17 protein-coding genes are annotated in these 18,656 nt (G+C 70.3%); 12 read left to right on the top strand and 5 right to left on the bottom strand.

Going from position 1 to position 18,656, the window contains the following annotated elements:
• Positions 1–17: 17 nt before the first annotated feature.
• A complete protein-coding gene (locus ACIHFB_RS09580) occupies positions 18–1,040 on the top strand; it encodes a Gfo/Idh/MocA family oxidoreductase (RefSeq protein ID WP_365276931.1) in 1,023 nt (340 codons plus the stop codon).
• On the opposite strand, the gene ACIHFB_RS09575 is transcribed toward ACIHFB_RS09580, so the two are convergent.
• Positions 1,027–2,640: an alkaline phosphatase D family protein gene (locus ACIHFB_RS09575; RefSeq protein WP_365276928.1), complete on the bottom strand. Its 1,614-nt coding sequence runs from the start codon at positions 2,638–2,640 to the stop codon at positions 1,027–1,029. The genes ACIHFB_RS09580 and ACIHFB_RS09575 overlap by 14 nt on opposite strands.
• Positions 2,641–2,858: 218 nt before the next feature.
• Here ACIHFB_RS09575 and ACIHFB_RS09570 point away from each other — a divergent pair, with 218 nt between their 5' ends.
• From ACIHFB_RS09570 to ACIHFB_RS09560, 3 genes are all read left to right on the top strand, one after another.
• Positions 2,859–3,641, top strand: coding sequence for an SDR family oxidoreductase (locus ACIHFB_RS09570; protein WP_365276925.1), 783 nt, complete (start codon positions 2,859–2,861; stop codon positions 3,639–3,641).
• 412 nt (positions 3,642–4,053) lie between these two features.
• On the top strand, positions 4,054–5,523 hold the full coding sequence (locus ACIHFB_RS09565) for an ABC transporter permease (protein WP_400126212.1): 1,470 nt from the start codon (positions 4,054–4,056) through the stop codon (positions 5,521–5,523).
• Between the two features lie 80 nt (positions 5,524–5,603).
• Positions 5,604–6,287, top strand: a complete 684-nt coding sequence (locus tag ACIHFB_RS09560; RefSeq protein ID WP_365276919.1) for an ABC transporter ATP-binding protein — start codon at positions 5,604–5,606, stop codon at positions 6,285–6,287.
• Between the two features lie 15 nt (positions 6,288–6,302).
• Here ACIHFB_RS09560 and ACIHFB_RS09555 read toward each other — a convergent pair whose 3' ends face one another.
• Together ACIHFB_RS09555 and ACIHFB_RS09550 are read right to left on the bottom strand one after the other, a co-directional pair.
• Positions 6,303–7,298 carry an aldo/keto reductase gene (locus ACIHFB_RS09555; protein WP_365276916.1) on the bottom strand — a complete coding sequence of 332 codons (996 nt, stop codon included), beginning with the start codon at positions 7,296–7,298 and terminating at the stop codon, positions 6,303–6,305.
• 66 nt (positions 7,299–7,364) lie between these two features.
• The gene (locus tag ACIHFB_RS09550) at positions 7,365–7,691 is read right to left on the bottom strand and encodes a nuclear transport factor 2 family protein (RefSeq protein WP_365276912.1); all 327 of its coding nucleotides are present in this window, start codon (positions 7,689–7,691) and stop codon (positions 7,365–7,367) included.
• Between the two features lie 132 nt (positions 7,692–7,823).
• Here ACIHFB_RS09550 and ACIHFB_RS09545 point away from each other — a divergent pair, with 132 nt between their 5' ends.
• The 4 genes from ACIHFB_RS09545 to ACIHFB_RS09530 all read left to right on the top strand — a co-directional run bounded on the left by ACIHFB_RS09545 (position 7,824) and on the right by ACIHFB_RS09530 (position 10,463).
• On the top strand, positions 7,824–8,378 hold the full coding sequence (locus ACIHFB_RS09545; protein WP_365276909.1) for a DoxX family membrane protein: 555 nt from the start codon (positions 7,824–7,826) through the stop codon (positions 8,376–8,378).
• 47 nt (positions 8,379–8,425) lie between these two features.
• Entirely contained in the window at positions 8,426–8,776 is a 351-nt protein-coding gene (locus tag ACIHFB_RS09540) for a MazG-like family protein (RefSeq protein WP_365276906.1), read from the top strand.
• A gap of 125 nt (positions 8,777–8,901) precedes the next feature.
• Complete coding sequence (locus tag ACIHFB_RS09535; RefSeq protein ID WP_365276903.1) at positions 8,902–10,038, top strand: molybdopterin-dependent oxidoreductase; 1,137 nt, start codon at positions 8,902–8,904, stop codon at positions 10,036–10,038.
• Positions 10,035–10,463 (top strand): hypothetical protein, encoded by a 429-nt coding sequence (locus ACIHFB_RS09530; RefSeq protein ID WP_365276901.1) that lies wholly within the window; start codon positions 10,035–10,037, stop codon positions 10,461–10,463. Before ACIHFB_RS09535 ends, ACIHFB_RS09530 begins: the two co-directional genes overlap by 4 nt.
• Here ACIHFB_RS09530 and ACIHFB_RS09525 read toward each other — a convergent pair.
• Complete coding sequence (locus tag ACIHFB_RS09525; protein ID WP_400126209.1) at positions 10,417–13,095, bottom strand: hypothetical protein; 2,679 nt, start codon at positions 13,093–13,095, stop codon at positions 10,417–10,419. The genes ACIHFB_RS09530 and ACIHFB_RS09525 overlap by 47 nt on opposite strands.
• Positions 13,096–13,172: 77 nt before the next feature.
• The gene (locus tag ACIHFB_RS09520) at positions 13,173–14,732 is read right to left on the bottom strand and encodes a cytosine permease (protein WP_365276895.1); all 1,560 of its coding nucleotides are present in this window, start codon (positions 14,730–14,732) and stop codon (positions 13,173–13,175) included.
• Positions 14,733–14,974: 242 nt separating this feature from the next.
• On the opposite strand from ACIHFB_RS09520, the gene ACIHFB_RS09515 reads away from it, so the two are divergent.
• The 4 genes from ACIHFB_RS09515 (at position 14,975) to ACIHFB_RS09500 (ending at position 18,390) form a co-directional block, all read left to right on the top strand.
• Positions 14,975–15,487, top strand: coding sequence for a MarR family winged helix-turn-helix transcriptional regulator (locus ACIHFB_RS09515; RefSeq protein ID WP_400126206.1), 513 nt, complete (start codon positions 14,975–14,977; stop codon positions 15,485–15,487).
• A gap of 73 nt (positions 15,488–15,560) precedes the next feature.
• Positions 15,561–17,078, top strand: coding sequence for a purine-cytosine permease family protein (locus tag ACIHFB_RS09510; protein WP_400126204.1), 1,518 nt, complete (start codon positions 15,561–15,563; stop codon positions 17,076–17,078).
• On the top strand, positions 17,075–17,671 hold the full coding sequence (locus ACIHFB_RS09505; protein WP_400126202.1) for a cysteine hydrolase family protein: 597 nt from the start codon (positions 17,075–17,077) through the stop codon (positions 17,669–17,671). Before ACIHFB_RS09510 ends, ACIHFB_RS09505 begins: the two co-directional genes overlap by 4 nt.
• Positions 17,668–18,390 (top strand): GntR family transcriptional regulator, encoded by a 723-nt coding sequence (locus tag ACIHFB_RS09500; RefSeq protein WP_400126200.1) that lies wholly within the window; start codon positions 17,668–17,670, stop codon positions 18,388–18,390. The genes ACIHFB_RS09505 and ACIHFB_RS09500 overlap by 4 nt, the downstream gene beginning before the upstream one ends.
• The last annotated feature ends 266 nt before the right edge of the window (positions 18,391–18,656 follow it).

The raw sequence follows: 18,656 nt of genomic DNA, 5'->3' as shown, positions 1-18,656 counted from the left end.
AACGAGGGCGGGACGGGATGACGGCGGAGAACGTGCGGTGGGGGATCCTGGCGACCGGCGGGATCGCGGCCGCGTTCACGGCGGATCTGGTCGATCTGCCCGACGCGGACGTGGTGGCGGTGGCCTCGCGGACCTCGGACTCGGCGAAGGCGTTCGCGGAACGGTTCGGCATCCCTCGGGCGTACGGCGACTGGGGCTCCCTCGCGGCCGACGAGGACATCGATGTCGTGTACGTCGCCACCCCGCACTCGGCGCACCGGGCGGCCGCCGGTCTGTGCCTGGAGGCCGGGCGGAACGTGCTGTGCGAGAAGGCGTTCACGCTGAACGCCCGCGAGGCCGAGGAGCTGGTCGCGCTGGCGAAGGAGCGCGGGAGCTTCCTGATGGAGGCCATGTGGATGTACTGCAATCCCGTGATCCGGCGGCTGAAGGCCCTCGTCGACGACGGCGGGATCGGCGAAGTGCGCACTGTGCAGGCCGACTTCGGGCTTGCGGGCCCCTTCCCGCCCTCGCACCGGCTCCGTGACCCCGCGCAGGGCGGCGGCGCGCTGCTCGACCTCGGCGTGTATCCGGTGTCGTTCGCGCACTTGCTGCTCGGGGAGCCCTCGGACGTCGCGGCCCGGGCGGTGCTCTCGGAGGAGGGCGTCGACCTTCAGACGGGAGCACTGCTCTCGTGGGAGAGCGGCGCTCTCGCCTCGGTGCACTGCTCCGTCGTCGGCGGTACGTCGGTCTCCGCGTCGGTCACCGGCTCGCAGGGCCGCATCGACATCCCGTCCGGCTTCTTCCACGCCGACCGCTTCGTCCTGCACCGGGACGGCCGCGAGCCTGAGGTGTTCGCCCACGATCCGTCCACCGGCCCGCACAACAGCCTCAAGTACGAGGCCCGCGAGGTGATGCGGGCCCTGCGGGCCGGCGAGACCGAGTCCCCGGTCATCCCGCTCGACGGCACCCTCGCAGTGATGCGGACGCTCGACGCGATCCGGGACCGCATCGGCGTCCGCTACCCCGGCGAGGACGACGCCCCGGCGGCTACACCGGCTTGAGCCCCGGCGCCCCCGCCTCCGTCACGAAGGAGGCGGCCGTCGTCAGCGGTGCGTCCGGCCTCGTCGCGTACGCGATCGTCTTGAAGTCGGCCCGCGCCGACTCCCGGCCCAGCTCGACCGTCGCATAGCCGCGCAGCCCGTTGTAGAACTTCATGTGCGGGTTGGCCGCCATGTTGGTGGCCCAGTTGGCGGGCCTGGCCGAGCCGTTGCCGCCGCTGGCGATCGAGGTGGCGACGATCTCGGTCCCCACGGTCGGTGAGTCGGGGTCGTCGAAGTCCCGCTTGATGTCGAGGCCGAAGCTCACATGCACGTCACCGGTGAGGACCATGAGGTTCTCGATGCCGGCCGCGTCGGCGCCGGCGAGGACGCGCTCGCGGGAGGCCGGGTAGCCGTCCCAGGAGTCCATGGAGACCTGGGAGGGCAGCGTGGTGCTGTTGAACCGGCGGGAGAAGGTGACCTGCTGCGGCAGCACGTTCCACAGGGCGCGGGAGCGGTGCCAGCCGTCGATCAGCCACCGCTCCTGCACGTCGCCGGTCAGCGTGCGCGTCGGGTCCTCGGACTCCGGCCCGGGGAACTGCCAGCCGTCGCCGTACGCCTGGTTGGAGCGGTACTGCCGGGTGTCGAGTACGTCGAACTGGGCGAGCCGGCCCCAGTGCAGACGCCGGTAGAGCCGGAGGTCGGGGCCGTCGGGCTGCTGGGGGCGGCGCAGCGGCATGTTCTCCCAGTAGGCGCGGTAGGCGGCGGCCCGGCGGATCAGGAACTCCTCCGACGATCCCCCGGATTCCGGGATGTCGTCGGCGTAGTTGTTCTCGGTCTCGTGGTCGTCCCAGGTGACGATGAAGGGGTGGGCCGCGTGGGCGGCCGCGAGGTCGGCGTCCGACTTGTAGAGCGCGTACCGGAGCCGGTAGTCCTCCAGCGTCACCGTCTCGCGGTTGAGCAGGTCGGGCAGCGTGCCCGCCGGGTAGGCGCGGGCGCCGCCGACGGAGGTGACCGGGTACTCGTAGAGGTAGTCGCCGAGGTGGAAGACGAGGTCCACGTCGTCCTCGGCGAGGTGCCGGTAGGCGGTGAAGTAGGCCTGGTCGTAGCGCTGGCAGGAGACCACGCCGAAGGTGAGCGCGGAGACCTTGCCGCCGTTGCCCGGAGCGGTGCGCGTGCGGCCGGTCGGGCTGACCCAACGGCCCACCCGGAAGCGGTAGTAGTACACGCGGGCCTCGTCGAGGCCGTCGACCGCGACATGCACGGTGTGGTGGAACTCGGGGTGGGCGGTCGCCGTACCGCGTCTGGCGATCCGGCGGAACTTCTCGTCGCGGGCCACCTCCCACCGGACGGTGACGCGTGCGGCGGGCAGGCCGCTGTCGGGCTGGAACGGGGCGGGCGCGAGCCGGGTCCACAGCAGCACGGAGCCGGGCTGCGGGTCGCCTGACGCGACGCCGAGCGTGAACGGGTCGTCGGTGAGCTGCGCGGCGTCGAGTTCGGCTGCGCTCGCGGTGCCTGCGACAGGCAGGTTCACTGCGAAGGCGAGCGCGGCGGCCGCGCCGGTGACGGTCAGGAAGCGACGACGGCTCAGATGCCGTGCGGCTTCGCGGAGTTCGGGTGTCATCCGGTCCTCCCCTGGCAATTGGATGCAGGAGGTATTGCAGTGACCCCGAACGACTCACGTTTGGCACGTACACAACACCCAGATGGCGGCCCAATGATTTCCACGGTGCGGACGCGCCCCTCAGGGGCGCGGGGAACTGCGCGACCAGCCACAACGGACCCGCAGACGACCGACGACCTACAGCGGCACCCCCGGTGGAGCGCTTACGCTGCGGCCTCATGAATGCATCGCATACGGAATCCCGGACGCACGGCGGAGCCCAGGTCGCCGTGGTGACCGGCGCCGGCTCCGGCGTCGGCCGCGCGGTCGCCGTGGAACTGCTGCGCACGGGCTGGTCGGTGGCGCTGGCGGGCCGCCGCCCCGAGACGCTGGAGGAGACGGCGGCGCTGGTGCCCGAGGGCGCCTCCATCGCCGTACGGACGGATGTGTCGCGGCCGGAGGACGTGGCCGCGCTGTTCGCCGCGACCACGGACCGGTTCGGGCGAGTGGACCTGCTGTTCAACAACGCGGGGACGTTCGGTCCCGGCGGGGTGCCGGTGGAGGAGCTGTCGTACGACGCCTGGCGGCATGTGGTGGACACCAACCTCAACGGGGCGTTCCTGTGCGCGCAGGCTGCGTACCGGCAGATGAAGGAGCAGGACCCGCAGGGCGGCCGGATCATCAACAACGGGTCTATTTCCGCCCATACGCCCCGACCGCAGTCCGTCGCCTACACCGCGACCAAGCACGCACTGACCGGCCTCACCAAGGCGCTGTCGCTGGACGGACGGCCGTACGGCATCGCCGTCGGCCAGATCGACATCGGCAACGCGGCGACCGAGATGACGGCCCGGATGCAGACGGGCGCGCTCCAGGCGAACGGCTCGGTGGCGCCGGAGCCCGTGATGGACGTCGCCGATGTGGCGCGCACGGTGCGGCACATGGCGGAGCTGCCGCTGGAGGCGAACGTGCAGTTCGCGACGGTGCTGGCGACGGCGATGCCGTACGTCGGCCGCGGCTGAGCCCGTCCCTGGACCACAGGTTTCACAACTTGCACAACCGGAATGTGACCGTCCACTGCGTAGCGCCCGGTGGGAGGCCTATGCTCGACTCCTCTCCACAAGAGCTTCACAGTTGGAATGCACTGCTTCCGTGACCACATCGAGGGGGGATGTGGCAGCCGCTCCACGGCACCGGGTGGGGGTGGCCTCGCGTGGGACCGCGAGGTACGCACCGGGCCATGGAGCGGCTGCCATAAACGTCCGCGAACGTGCGCACATTTCCCGAATCCTCGAATCCTCGAATCCGGGAAACTCTCAGCTCGCACACATCCCTTCTCAGGTCATGCACATCCCTTGTTCACGGCTGCTCAAAGGTTCGTCCCTAGCGTGTGTCCGCGCCCACAGCGGGCGCCAAGAACCTTCGAGGAACGGGATGTTTGGCATCTATCTCAAGCGCGAGCTGAGCCGTCGCAAAAAGGCGGCCCTGGTCATCGCGATGGGTCTGGCGCTCGGAATCGCGCTGGTCATCACCGTCAACTCGGTGTCGGCCGGCATGCAACAGGCGCAGGACAAGGTCCTGAAGTCGCTTTACGGTCTCGGCACCGACATGACGGTCACCAAGGCGAGATCGGCGCCCACCGACAACGGTTCGGGCGGTCCCAGATTCGAATTCGACGCCGGGTCGGAAGACGACGAGGAACAGAGTTCGGACCGCGTGATGACGCAAGGGGGCCAGTCCCTCAGCGCCTCACTGGTGCAGAAGGTCGGCGCGCAGGACGGCGTGGCGGACGCGGTCGGTGCCCTCACCCTGAACGTCACCAAAGTCAACGGCTCGTTCACGCAGGGCCAGGCGGAGTCGCAGGACAGCGGCCAGACGCAGGGCGGCCCGGGTGGCGGCGCGAGCGGCTCCACCGCCCAGCCCCGGGTCCAGGGCGGCGGCGCCTCCTTCGACGTGAACTCCTACTCCGTCGCCGGCGTCGACGTCACGAACCAGGGCCTCGGCCCGCTGGCCGGCTCGGAGATCACCTCCGGCAAGACGTTCACGGCGACGCAGACCAACGCGAAGGTCGCGGTGCTCAGCAAGTCGTACGCGAACGAGAACGAGTACAAGGTCGGCAAGACCCTCACGATCTCCGACACCAAGTACACGATCATCGGTATCGCGACGCCCGAGAGCAGCGAGTCCACCACCGACGTGTACCTGCCGCTGAAGCAGGCGCAGACGCTGGGCGACTCGAAGGACGAGGTCACCACGATCTATGTCAAGGCGTCCGACTCGCAGCAGATCGACTCCGTGAAGTCGGCGATCCAGAAGAACATCTCCGGTACGACGGTGACGACCTCCGCCGACCTCGCGGAGACCGTCTCCGGCTCCCTCTCCACCGCCTCCAACCTCGCGACCAGCGTCGGCAAGTGGCTGTCGATCGCGGTGCTCGTGGCGGCGTTCCTGGTGGCCGCGCTGCTGACCTCGTCGGCGGTGTCGCGCCGGGTGCGGGAGTTCGGCACGCTGAAGGCGCTGGGCTGGCCGAGCCGAAAGGTGACCCGGCAGGTGGTCGGCGAGTCGATGGTGAACGGTCTGCTCGGCGGGGTGCTCGGTATCGCGCTGGGTCTGATCGCCGCGTACACGGTGACGGCGATCAGCCCGACGCTGGAAGCCCAGTTGGGCTCGACCGGCGGTGGCGGCGGCATGGGCGGCGGCCCCGGCGGTGGCGGCATGGGAGGCGGCCCCGGGCAGCAGGCGGCGGCGAACACGATGGAGATCGCGCTGTCCGCGCCCGTCTCGATCACCACGATCGCGCTCGCGGTCGGCCTCGCGGTGACCGGCGGTCTGATCGCCGGAGCGATGGGCGGCTGGCGCGCCTCCCGCATGCGCCCGGCGGACGCGCTCCGCAGCGTCTCGTAACGCCCCTGATCCGGGGCGCCGCGTCCACTCCCCCGGGACGCGGCGCCCCACCCCCTTCTTCCAGTCACGGAGTTCATCCCATGTACAAGCTCACCGACGTCACCAAGAGATACACACGGGGCAAGGAGACGGTGGAGGCGCTGCGCGGCGTCGACCTCACGATCGAGGACGGCGACCAGCTCGTCATCCAGGGCCCCACCGGCGGCGGCAAGTCGACGCTGCTCCAGATGATCGGCGGCCTGGACCGTCCGTCCTCCGGCAGCGTCGAGCTGGACGGCGTCGACCTCGCGCGCATCAGCGAGGCCAAGCTGACCAGGATGCGCGCCGAGAAGATCGGCATCATCTTCCAGGCGTTCAACCTCATCCCGACCCTGACCGCGCAGGAGAACGTCGAGACGGCCCTCGTCCCGCTCGGTGTGAAGCCCGGGGAGCGGCGCGAGCGGGCCGCCGAGGCGCTCAGCTCGGTCGGCCTCGGCGACCGGCTGCGCCATGCGCCGTCGGAGCTGTCCGGCGGCCAGCAGCAGCGCGTCGCCATCGCGCGGGCCCTGGTCAAGAAGCCGAAGGTGCTGCTCGCCGACGAGCCCACCGGCAACCTCGACGAGGGCACCCGCGACGACATCATGGGCCTGCTCGAAGGTCTGTGGCACGAGTACGGCCTGACCTTCGTCCTGGTCACCCACGACTCGTCGATCGCCCGCCGCGCGCCACGCCTGGCCACCATCAAGGCGGGCCGGTTGACGCTGACGGAGCAGAGAGTGGCGTAGGGCCGGGTTGGCCGCTCACCGTCCCAGGATGCCGTCGATCTCGGTCAACTGCGCGGCGGTGAGCGGCCCTTGGGCCATCGCGCCGGCGTTCTCCTCGGCCTGGACGACCGTACGGAACCCGGGGATCGGCACGGTGCGCGGACTGCGCGCCCAGATCCAGGCGAGGGCGCCCTGGGCGGGCGTACGTCCGCCGCTGGTCAGGATCTCCTTGAGCGCGTCGACCCGCTGCACCCACTCCGGGTCCGCGCCCGCCCCCTGAGAGAAGCCGGACAGCCAGGAGGGCGGAGTGTTGCGGATGTCCCCGGCGTCGAGGGCCTGCCCCGCGGCCCGCTTCCCGGTCAGCAACCCCATCGCGAGCGGACTGCGGTTGATGCTGGCGAGCCCCGACTCCTCGCACAGGGCGAGCATTTCGGGCGCGTCCTGAAGGATGTTGAGCCGGTGCTGTACGGCCGCGCAGTGGGCGCCCTGAGCGAACACGGCGGCGCGGGCGGGGTCGTCGGTGCTCCAGGCGTACGACCGTATGAGCCCCTCCGCCACGAACTCCTCGCACATGTCGCGGAGTTCGGCGGCCTTGTCGGGGTCGGCGTCGGACAGGTGCAGCTGGTAGAGGTCGACGTAGTCGGTGTCGAGGCGGCGCAGGGAGGCGGTCAGGGCGCGGCGGGCGTACGCCGGTGAGTCGTCGCCGCCGGTGAGGGTGCGGGTCTCCTCGTCGAAGACGTTGCCCCACTTGGTGGCGACGACCACGTCCGCGCGCCGCTTGCCGAGCGCCCGGCCGAGGACGCGCTCGCTGTGTCCGGTGCCGTAGGCGTCGGCGGTGTCGAAGAAGGTGACGCCGAGATCGAGGGCGCGCCGGACGGCCCGTACGGACTCCTCGTCGTCGACCTTGCCCCAGCCGAGCGGCTGCCCGTCCGGGTCCTGCCACTCACCGCCGATGGCCCAGCAGCCGAAGCCGAGAGCGCTGACTTCGATGCCGGTGCGGCCGAGTGTCCTGGTGTGCGAGATCTTCTCCATGAGCGGGGACGCTATGAGTTGGAGTGCACTTCAGGGCAAGGGGTTTCGGAGTACTTCTTACGTCCGCTACGCCTGACCGGTCTCGAAGCGCCGGATCTTGCCGCTGTCGTCGACCTCGAAACGCCACTGGGTGCGCATCTCGCCCCAGGTGTCGTTGCTGTAGCGGGCGACGAGGGCACGGCCGCCGGCGGTCTCGCGGTCGACCTCCATGTGCCCGTGGGAGTCGAAGATCTCCCGGCTGATCCAGTCGTCGAGGTCACGGTCGGAGCCGTCGTCCGCCATCGTCGCGTCCGGGGTGAGGAGCGCCAGGAAGGCGTCGCGGTCGTGCGCGTTGACGGCGGTGACGAACTCCCGGACGACCGGGTCGCTGAGGTTCTTGGGCTGAATCGTCATGACTGCCAGACAAACACCGCTCACGCAGCGGCGCCACCCGAACGGCGGTCCGGGCAGGTCGGGCGGGCGGCGTCGGTGCGACGGTGGAAACCCACGGGGGGACTGTTCCTGCTGTTCGCACCGGGAGTCACCGTGACTTGTTACGACCGACGAGATCTGGGTCTGCTGCTGCTCCGGCTGGGTACCGGCGGAGTGCTGGCCGCGCACGGCGCGCAGAAGCTGTTCGGCTGGTTCGGCGGACATGGCATCGAGGGGACCGGCCAGTTCATGGAGTCCGTCGGGTACGCGCCCGGCAAGGCGAGCGCCACGGCGGCCGGGCTGACGGAGTGGGGCGGCGGCGCGCTGCTGGCGCTGGGCCTGGCCACCCCGGCGGCGGGCGCGGCGGCAACCGGCGCCATGGCGGGCGCGGCCGCGGTGCACATGCCGAACGGCTTCTTCAACGCGGAGGGCGGCTACGAGTACGCGGCGACCCTCGCCCTGGCCGCCACGGGCCTCGCGGTCACGGGCCCCGGCCGTCTCTCCCTCGACCACGCGCTCGGGCACGTCTTCGACCGCGGCTGGATGGTGCCGACGGCGCTCGGTGTGGCGGCGGCCGCCACGGCTGTGATCGTGGGCGCACGCAACAAGCGGTTGGTGAAGGCTGAGGAGGCCGAGCAGGGGGAGCAGGAGGTGTTGTTCGAGGAGTAGCCCAGGGAGTTGCCAGGGAGTAGCCCGGGAATGGCAGGCTGCGCCGTATGAGTGCTGACCAGGAGACGCCCGCGGCCACCTCCGCCGACCTCTGGACCTCCGTCGACGCCCTGTGGACCTGGCTCGACGAGAACCGGACGGACGGCGACCGGGAGGGCCTGCTGCTGCGCATGCTCAAGCTGTCGGAGGAGGTCGGCGAGGTCGCCCAGGCGGTGATCGGCGCGACCGGCCAGAACCCGCGCAAGGGGACGACCCACACCTGGGACGACGTCCAGGCGGAACTGTGCGACGTCGTCATCACGGCGCTGGTCGCGCTGCGCACACTGACGCCGGACACCCGAGAGGTCTTCACCCGGCACCTGGACCGGGTCAAGGAGCGCTCACTGGGCCCCTCCTGAGCCGTCCACGTCCTCAGCGGCACGGCACCCGCCGCTGCACCGCCTCGACCGTGGACGGCGTGCGTCAGAGTTCCGTAAGACGGATTTGATTCCGCTCGGCGGCCCCGCGCACGTGGAATGGCAGCATGTCCGCACCCGCCCTGCTCCCCCGCTTCCGAGGCAGGCTGCACGACCCGCGCACGGCAACCGTGGTCGGCCGCCTCCTGGGCCTGGCCCTCCTGGTCTGCTTCCTGTCCGGCGTGATCAGCCACTACCTCCAGGAGCCGCCCGCCTGGCTGTCCCCGCACCTGCCGACGCGCCCCGCGTGGGGCTACCGCGTCACGCAGGGCCTGCATGTGATCAGCGGCATCGGCGCGGTGCCGTTGCTGCTGGTGAAGCTGTGGACGGTCTACCCCCGTCTCTTCGAATGGCCCCCTGTCCGCTCGATCGCCCACGCCCTGGAGCGCCTGTCCATCGCGGTCCTGGTGGCAGCCACCCTGCTTGAGCTGTTCATGGGCCTGCTCAACACGATCCAGTGGTACGCCTGGCCGTTCTCCTTCCGCCAGGTGCACTGGGCGCTGGCCTGGGTCATCATCGGCTCGCTGCTGCTGCACGTGGCGGTGAAGGCACCGGTCATCCTGGCGAACTGGCGCCGCGCGTCAGGCGAGTTGACGGACCTGGAACTACGGGACTCCGTCGACCGCCGCTCCCTGCTGCGGGGCCTCGGCACCGCGGTCGGCGCCGTCACCCTCTTCACCGCGGGCCAGTCGGTCACACCGCTGAAGGACCTGGCCCTGCTGGCGCCGCGAGACCCGGACGTCGGCCCGCAGGGACTCCCGGTGAACCGGACGGCGAGGGCGGCGGGCATCACGGAGGAGGCGGTACGGGACTGGCGGCTGCGGGTGGAGGGGCCCAACCCCTACGAGCTGACGCTGGACGAACTCCGCGCGATGCCGCAGCACGGAGTCGAACTCCCCATCGCCTGCGTCGAGGGCTGGTCCAAGTCCGCCCACTGGGAGGGCGTACGCATCAAGGACCTCCTCGCCCGAGCCGGCCTCCCCGACGGCGCCCGTCTGCGCATCGTCTCCCTGCAACGCCGAGGCGGCTACGGCATCACCGAGATGGACCACCCCTACACCCGCGACGACCTCACCCTCCTCGCCCTCCGCCTCAACGGCGAGCCCCTCGCACCGGACCACGGCCACCCGGCCCGCATCATCGCGCCGAACCGGCCCGGTGTGCTGCAGACCAAGTGGGTCACCAGACTGGAGGTACTCGCATGACCTCAACGACGTTGCTACGTCTGCTGCTTGCGGTACCCGGCCTGGCGGCCGTCGGTTTCGGCGTCCAGCAGTTCGTCGTACGGACCCACCCCGACCTGTCGGACGTAGGGGATCTGGCGCTGTGGCTGGGCGGGGCGGTGGTGCTGCATGACGGACTTCTGGTGCCGGCTGTTCTGGTACTGGGCCTGCTCATCGGGCGGTCGCGGCTGCGGGCGGTGTGGCGGGGTGGGTTGCTGACCGGGGGGTGTCTGACGCTGCTCGCCTTGCCGCTGCTCCTTCGGCCGGGGAGTCCGGCCAACTCGACTGTGCTGCCTCGGGATTACTGGCTGTCGTGGGCGGTGGTCCTTGTCGTCACGGCCGTGGTGACGGGGGTTGTCGCTATGCGTACGACTGCGCCAGGCGCGGCCGAACCAGAGGAGCGCTGAGGAGTCCGCTCGGTTCCCCACGGTCCGGCGCGTAGCGGTTCGCCGCCGTGGATGCCACGGTGATGGTGAGGGTGTTCATGCCGCCGGTCAGCACTCCGGCGGGCAGTGGGCAGTTGAACGGCCCCCATCCCCAGTCGCCGACCTGCTGTCCGTTGACCTCCGCGCGTGCGCTGCTGCCGACGCCCGGCAGCACGAGTTCCCAGACGGGCCAGTGCTCCAGCTCCTCCGGGCCGAGCGTGAACCGGGTTGTGTAGATGCCCTCTCCGGCGATGTCCGGGAAGCCCTGGCGTTCCCACCCTCGCCGGACGTCGACGCCGGTCAGTTCACGGCCGGCCAGGCTCAGTGTCCAGCCGGTGTCGAGCACCCTCGTCTCCGGTACGTCCTGTGCTCCCGGGCCGGCCGTGATGCTCACGCAGGACAGCTCGGCCGGGTGCAGCGCGAGCGTCAGGGCTTCGGTCAGCGGGCGCGGCTCGCTCGTACGTCCGGTCGCGGGATCCCACCAGGTGATGGCGGCCGGAAGTGTCGTCGGGCGCACGGTGACCAGTTGGCGCTCGGCGGTGTCGTTGAACAGCGCCAGCCGGGTCTCGCCTGCCAGGGTGCGGCGCGTTGTCCACACGCCGGGTACGGCGTCGGCGGTCGCGGCCCGGGGACCGGGCACCGCGGTCAGGCGGCTGTCGGCTTCGGCGGTCGGAGGCACTTGGGGCCAGTGTGCGCCGCGCACTCCGGTGACCAGCGCCTGCACCCGCTGCGTCAACTTGTCGCCGCCGTCACGGTGTTGAAGCAGCCGGGGCAGCGGCCCCGACGCCAGGAGCGTGCCGCCGGCCCGGACGAAGTCCTCCACCGCGTCCATCGTGGCCATGTCCTCGATGACCTCCGCGCCCGGCAGGATCAGCGCGCTGGTGCCGGGCGCGAGGCCGCTGCGGATCTGCTGCTCGTCGACGATCCGGAAGTCGCGCCCGGCACGTGCCAGGTACTCGGCCCAGAACGCGAAGTGCTTGCCGTAGGGGTGTCCGGGGCCACCCGCCCAGCTGGTGCGCAGGGGGTAGAGCAGCGCGATGCCGGGCAACGGCTCGGCGGCGTCGAGGAATTCCGACAGACGGCCGGACTCCTCGGCGAATGAGCGGTGATGGGTGAACCACGGCTCGTGGTTGACGCCCGGGGGGAAGTCCAGCCGCGGGTCGGTGAAGACCTGCCCTTCGCCGTCGGGGAGGGAGGGGGCGTCGGTGAGCCAGAACGCGTGCATGAGCAGTTGGCGTGCGCCCAGGAGATGGTGCCGCACGGTTGCCGCGCGCAGCCGTCCCAGGGTGAGTTCCCAGGCGCCTTCGGCGAAGTGCGATCCGGCCGTCGTACTGGCGAAGTACTGCTCCACCAGGCAGCCGGACCTGCCGTGCGCCCGGGCGAGGGAGTCGCCGAACTTGGCCGCGAGCTGCGGATGGTCGTTGCGGGCGTCCACCGCGGTCATGTCCCGCCAACGGTCGAGAGCGAAGTAGTCCGTGCCGAAGTTCGTCCGCGGGTCGTCGGTGATGATGGTGCTGGTGGGATCCCACGAGGAGACATAGCCGAGCACCTCATGGCCGGACAGGGCCACACCGTGCGCACGGCACCAGGCCGACAGCGTGCCGAAGAAGGCGTCGATGCCGGCGTCGGCGTACCGCTCGAAGAACGCGCACCGCCATGCCTCCGTATCCGGGCCCACCCGGCGGGACAGGGACAGCAGCACCCGGCGGTCCTCGGGCACGATCGAGGGCGCGTACATCAGCGAGGCGGTGACATGCCCCGTCTCCGCCCGGCGTTCGGGCGCGCGCAGGTCCTCGTGGAGCTGTCGCCAGTGGTAGAAGCAGCCGTGCGGCTGGTCGAAGAAGACATACCTGACCGTGGTGCCGAGGTGTCCCCCGAGCACGCGGGCCAGCGGCTCGTAGCCCACCTCCAGGAAGCGCTCGGCGGCCTGCGGCAGCAGGTAGTTGATCATTCGGCTGGACGCGCACCGGGCCGCGGTGAACACGGTCACCTCGGCGTCCAGGCCGGCCCGGGAGACCGCCTCGGCGGGCACGGACACCACACAGCCGTCCGGGCCGGTACGCACGAGCCGCGCCTCGTCGGTCACATCCACGATGTACGTCTCGTCGGTGATGGCGCCGATGGGGTGGGCCAGCGCCGCCACGATCTCCCAGTCCTCCCAGCGGGGGGAGCCGCCGTCGAAGACCCATTCCTTGCCGGGCTGGAGCAGATACTCCACGTCCTGGGCGGTGATCGAGTCGACCGCGCACTCCACCGGTGCGCCGCCGGATCCCGCGCGGGCGGACGAGAAGAACATGTGCCGCTCCCGCAGCTCGTCCCGCCCCTCGACCGTACGTCCGCCCGCGTGACCGGACAGCCAGTTGTACTCGTCGTAGATCCCCATCAGCAGCCCGCGCTCCGCCGCCTCCTCGGCCGTGCGCCGGTAGGCGGCGAGGTAGGCCTCCCCGAGGTACTCCCGGCGGGGAAAGGACAGCCGAGCCTGGATCTGGAACGACCGGAACCCGGCCGCCGCGAGCGAATCGAGCTGCTCACGGATCTCCTGGTCGGTGGGGACACGCTGCCAGAACCAGTAGGTGGCCGGCGCGTGCCAGTGGTCTGGGTCGGCGAAGCTCATGGCGGCGTCCTGTCGCTGTGGTGGGGTCGCTGTGTGCCTGGGTCGCTGTGTGCCTGGGGTCGCTCGGGCGGGGTGGCTTATACGGTCGTCCCCGTGGAGCCATCCCCTTGCGCGGCCCCGACCTGGGTGCGCTTGCTGCCGATGGCGGTATCCGTGGACCCGGGTGCGTGCTCGCGGCTCGGGTCGATCCGGAGCGCGAAGGTGAGCAGTGCGTACAGTGCGGCGCCGACTCCCATGGCGACCAGGACACCGATGTTGGTCGTCCCGATCAGCCCGGTCTTCTGGTCGTCGGTGAGCAGGAACCCGACCGCCTTGCCGATGTTCGGGTCGGAGGAGGTCACCATGCCCAGACCGATGACCGTCGCAGCCAGCAGGGAGACCAGCGCCGTCCAGCGGACACTGCGGCCCCCCTGCCCGGCGGGCAGCGCCGGTGTCACCGGCCATCCCTGGCGGCGTTGCCGGATGAAGTCGAGCAGCTGGATGGCTCCCATGGTGCCCAGGACCACGGCGATCAGCGCCAGGAACGCCTGGAAGGTGGCGAGGAAGGATGTGGAGATGAACAGCAGGTAGAAGGCGCCGGCCGAGATCACCACCATGTTGATCACCGTGGTGCCGGCCCGCGAGACCGGGACGCCCAGGGCCAGCAGTGCCAGGCCGGAGGAGTACAGTCCGGTGATGGCGGCGGCCACCAGCGAGATGACGATGACGATGCTGAACGGCACGAAGAACCACATCGGCAGCAGCTCCGTCAGCGCCGCCACCGGGTCGGCCGCGGCGGCGGAACCGAGCTCGGGATCACCTGCGACGAGCAGGACACCCAGGACGAGCAGCACCGCTACGGGCAGGGTGATCCCGCCGGCCGTCCAGCCCACCACGCCCGGGGCCGGCGTACGGCGCGGCAGATAACGGGCGAAGTCGCCGCCGTAGTTCAGGAACCCGATGCCGACCAGGGTCATGGCGAGGATCATCCCGCCCACGAACTGGCCGAACGAACCGGCGGACGCGTCACCGATACGGCTCCAGTGGATGTGCGGAACCATCAGCGCCACGAAGATCACGGTCATCACCGAGGTCAGCCACGCGATCCACCGCTCCACCCGCACGATCACGGCGTGCCCCAGGACCGCGACCGTCACGGTCACCGCCAGGACGACCACGAACCACACCACCACGGCGGCCGTCGTCCCCTTGCCGTCCTCACCGGCGAAGGCCCCCGGCCACAGACGGGCGAAGAGGTTGGCCCCGGTCGTGGAGGCCAGGGTGATGATGGTGACCTTCCATCCCACGTTCGACAGATAGGCGAAGAACGTCGGGAACTTGTTGCCGTGGAAGCCGAAGGCCATCCGGGTCTGCGTCAGTGTCGGCAGTCCCGTACGGGGCCCTCCGACGGCCAGGATCCCGACGAGGACCGCCGACAGCGCGTAGCCGAGCAGCCCGGCCAGCACCGCCTGCCAGGCGTTGAGTCCGACGCCGAACACGTAGATGCCGTAGCTGACGCCGAGGATGGACACGTTCCAGGAGAACCACACGCCGAACAGACCACGCGGTGTGCCGTGGCGTTCGTCGTCGGGGATGGGATTGACGCCGTTGCGTTCCATCTGGGGTATGGCGGGGCCCGGTTGGGCGGTCTGACGCATGGCGGGACTCCTTGGTTCGCCGGAGTGAGGAGGGAGACAGAGCTGACGGCCCTGCTACAGGGCCCCCGTTCCAGTTCGCAGAACCGACGGCCACCAAGTGAAGTCCGAGCGGGAGACGACCCACCCGGAAACTAATCCGGACACGGATTATTGGTGTCCGGTATATCAGTTGTCGCCAGTCCTGCCTAGGGTCTTCTTGCGGCGTCCAACGGGGGATGCGGCGGAATCGGGAGGTTGGCGCCATGAGTGACTCCGCAGATTCGAAGGCCGCGCCGCAGGCCAACCCGCCCGCCAGCCCATCGGCCCCACCGGCCAGCCCGCCGGCCCTGCTCGAGGCCCCCGGCTTCCTGGTCAGGCGCCTGTACCAGGCATACACATCGGCATGGGTACGCGGTGTCGACTCTTCGTTGACTGGTCCCCAGTTCGCGGCGCTCACCGCGGTGGGGGCGAGCCCGGGACAGGACCAGGGATCGTTGGCTTCCGCGGTCTCGCTGGACGCATCGACGATGACGGACATCGTCCGGCGGATGGAGAATCGCGGACTGATCAGGCGGCAGACGCCGGAGTCCGACGCCCGCCGCAAGCTGCTCTACCTGACCGACGAAGGACGGAGCGTGCTGGAGCAGGCCAACCACCGGGCACGGCAGTTGGACGAAAAGCTCCTCCGGCCGTACGAGGCGCTCGAACGCGAGCAGTTGATGGCGATGCTGACCCGACTCGCGGACCACTGGGAGACCGTGCCCGGGGAGTTCTGACGGTCAACACGGTTGACGTCCCAGGGCCCTCCACCTAACCTCCGCTGAACACGTCTAGACAGGTAGGTCGAAGATGACGGAATCTCCCGGCAGCAGAAACGACGGCGTCCCCGATCACGTCGGCAGGCAGCAGCTCCAGGTGGAGGCGCACGGCCTCGACGTGATCGGGGACGCCGAGCGCAAGGGCACGCCGCGCACGCTGTTCTGGCCCTGGTTCGGGGCCAACGTCGGGGTTCTGGGCCTGAGTTACGGCGCCTTCGCGCTGGGCTTCGGCATCTCCTTCTGGCAGGCACTGGTGGCCGGATCGCTCGGCATCGTGTTGTCCTTCCTGCTCTGCGGGTTCATCGCGGTGGCGGGCAAACGCGGGTCCGTGCCGACGATGGTGCTCAGCCGCGCCGCGTACGGCGTCCGCGGCAACCGCCTGCCCTCGGCGATCTCGTGGATGCTGACGGTCGGCTGGGAGATCGTGCTCGTCTCCCTCGCCACCATGGCCACCGCCACCGTCTTCGACCAGCTCGGCTGGGGCGGCGGCACCGAGACGAAGGTGATCGCCCTGATCCTGGTCAGCGCGCTGACCGTGATCGGCGGGGTGATGGGCTTCGACCTGATCATGCGCCTTCAGACGGTGATCACCGTGGTCACCGGCGTACTCACGGTCGTCTACATCGCGCTGGTGGCCGACCACATCCACTGGCACACCGTGAGCGCCGTACCGGCGGGCTCCACGCAGGAGTTCATCGGCGCCCTGGTCTTCATGATGACCGGCTTCGGCCTCGGCTGGGTCAACGCGGCCGCGGACTACTCCCGTTACCTGCCGCGCGCCTCCGCCGGCCGGGGTGTCATCGGCTGGACCACCTTCGGCGGCTCGGTGGCACCACTGCTTCTGCTGGTGTTCGGCCTACTGCTGGCGGGCTCCTCCGGCGACCTCAGCAAGGCCATCGGCCTCGACCCGATCGGCGCGCTGACCACGATCCTGCCCAAGTGGTTCCTGGTCCCCTTCGCCGTGGTCGCCGTCCTCGGCATGGTCGGTGGCGCGGTGCTCGACATCTACTCCTCCGGCCTGGCGCTGCTCGCCGCGGGCCTGCGGGTGCCGCGCTACGTGGCCGCGCTCTTCGACGGCGTCCTGATGATCGCCGGTTCGATCTACATCGTGTTCTTCACCGACAACTTCCTCGGCCAGTTCATCGGCTTCCTCACCACGCTGGGCGTCCCGGTGGCCGCCTGGTGCGGGATCATGCTGGCCGACCTGGCGATGCGCCGCCGCGACTACGACGAGGCCGACCTGTTCCGCGGCAGCGGGCGATACGGCGACGTACCGCTCCAGCCCCTGCTGCTCACGCTGGCCGCGACCGCGCTCGGCTGGGGACTGGTCACCAACGCGGCCGCGAGCTGGCTGGAGTGGCAGGGCTATCTGCTCGGCCCGCTGGGCCTCGGCGGGAAGTCGGGCGCGTGGGCGTACGCGAACCTGGGCGTGCTGGTGGCACTCGTACTCGGTTTCCTCGGCACGCTGGCCCTCGGCCGCGGGCGGGTACAGGCGCAGGAACTGGGGGCGCCGAGCCCGCTGACGACGGAGGAAGTGCTGCGCGGATGAATACAGACGGCGGTGTACGGGAGGTCCGGTCGGATGAGGACGCACGGCGCGGTCTGCTGGCCGTCATAGACATGCAGCGCGTGTTCGCCGAGCCCGACAGCCCCTGGGCGACCCCCCGCTTCGACGAAGCGGCCGAGGGCGTACGCCGGCTGCTGCCGGCCTTCGGGGAGCGCGTCACCTTCACCCGGTTCCTCGCGCCCGACAAGCCCGTCGGTGCGTGGCGGACGTACTACGAGCAGTGGCCCTTCGCGCTCCGGCCACCGGGGGCCTCACTCTGGCGGCTGACGGACGAATTCGAGGCCCTGGCCCCGGACCTGGTGGACGCGACCACCTTCGGCAAGTGGACCCCCGAACTGGCCGAGCGCGTCGGCTCCGACGGACGGCTGGTACTGGCCGGGGTCAGCACGGACTGCTGCGTACTGTCGACCGCCCTCGCTGCCGCCGACGCGGGAGTGGAGGTGGTCGTGGTCGCCGATGCGTGCGCGGGAGTGGACGACGCGTCGCATGCCATGGCGCTGCGGACGATGGACCTGTACCGGCCGTTGATCCGGGTAGTCACATCGGACGAAGTTCTCACCGGGGCCCCGTCATGACCGGCGTCCGGCTCAAGCACCAGCAGATCACCGAGGTACTCGCCCGGGAGATCCGCAGCGGACGTCTGCCGACCGGCGAGCAGCTGCCGGGTGAACACGCCCTCGCCCAGCGCTTCGGGGTCAGCCGCACCACGGTCCGAGCGGCACTGGCCGAGCTCAACGAGACAGGCCTGATCACCACCCGCACGGGCAAGGGCTCCTACGTCCTCTTCGACGGCCGCCCGCTGGACAACCGCCTCGGCTGGGCCCGCGCCCTGGCTCTCCAGGGCATCGACACCCGCGTACGCACCCTCGCGGTACGCGAGGTCACCGACGACCAGCTGGCCGATCAACTCGCCCTGGACGAAACCGCGTTCGTGACGGTCGAACGAACCCGGGAGCTGGTCGAGAACGGCTCCGTGATCACGTACGAACGAAGCTTCCTGCCCTGCGTCCCCGGCACCCGCGAGTTGCCCCAGCACGCCGCCCTCGACGACCTGTCCCTGACCGAGGTGATGCGCCAGTCCGGCCTGCACGCCGACCACGGCCAACAGAGCCTGACCGGACGACGGATCAACGCACCCGAGGCAGAGATCCTGCGGCGCAGCCCGGGCGACTGGTTCCTGGACGTCCGACGCACCAGCCGCGCAGCCGACGACTCCCTCGTCGAACACGTCGCCAGCCTGCTCGACCCCGAGCACTTCGAGCTGTGCCTTGAGTTCGGCTTATCCGCCGGCTGACGGGTCGGCTGACCCACACCGCCGGTGTGAACCGGCGACCGGTCGAAGCATTCGCCCTGCATACGCGCCAAAAGACGGGAGTCCTGCTCGGCGAGGATAACGAGCTGCCGTACAGCATCTTTATGAGCGTCCGGGCCGCCGATGAGACGGGCGCGGTGCCCTACCCCGAAGTCCCGAACGCCCTCGACGAGCGATGCACGGCCCTGGACGTGTCTGTCCTGTTCGGTACAGACACGTTCCCGTTCCTGCTCTCCCTCGCCTTGCCC

The sequence above is a fragment of the Streptomyces sp. NPDC051963 genome, assembly GCF_044593495.1.
GTDB lineage: Bacteria > Actinomycetota > Actinomycetes > Streptomycetales > Streptomycetaceae > Streptomyces.
The sequence above is the reverse complement of the archived record's forward strand: the minus strand, read 5'-3'. Positions and strand labels throughout refer to the sequence as shown.